At 55.0% G+C, this 389-nt stretch carries 2 protein-coding genes; one reads left to right on the top strand and one right to left on the bottom strand.

Features of this window, described 5'->3' with window-relative positions; translation table 11 throughout:
* Nucleotides 1-214: hypothetical protein (locus EN780_RS40250; RefSeq protein ID WP_210215166.1), on the bottom strand; the 214-nt coding region annotated here is incomplete at its 3' end.
* Between EN780_RS40250 and EN780_RS40245 the strand changes: the two genes are divergently transcribed.
* A partial coding sequence (locus tag EN780_RS40245; RefSeq protein ID WP_210215165.1) for a hypothetical protein occupies nt 201-389 on the top strand: 189 nt, incomplete at its 3' end. The two genes, EN780_RS40250 and EN780_RS40245, sit on opposite strands and share 14 nt — an antisense overlap.

Raw genomic sequence — 389 nt, 5'->3', positions numbered from 1 at the left:
GTCGTAGGCGGGAACGATAAAGCCCCCGACGTACCAGCGATTGCTTCTTGGTCAGGACTTCGCGTGCGAGATCCTGATCAAGGTCAGGATTCGGGCCGACTAGGTCGGATATATCGCGATTTGGACCAGCGAAGCCCCAGTGAGGATCGTGGCTGGCCGTTGATCGGAAACGAATCGGAGGCACCTTCAGGTAACGCACGATGAAGTTCACCATTTCCCTTTCTGATGCAGCTCGTCACACTATTACGCTTGCCACACTGGAAGCCTATGTTCTCGGAGATGGTCGTCCGCGCCGAACAAAGCTGGAAACGCTGGGGTATCTTTGGGGCTTCAGTCGCGAGGACTCGAAAGGAACGACCCATTTCCATGTCGATCTTATGAGTCTCAGC

This window comes from Mesorhizobium sp. M4B.F.Ca.ET.089.01.1.1, from assembly GCF_004022605.1.
Lineage (GTDB): Bacteria > Pseudomonadota > Alphaproteobacteria > Rhizobiales > Rhizobiaceae > Mesorhizobium > Mesorhizobium abyssinicae.
The sequence above is the reverse complement of the archived record's forward strand: the minus strand, read 5'-3'. Positions and strand labels throughout refer to the sequence as shown.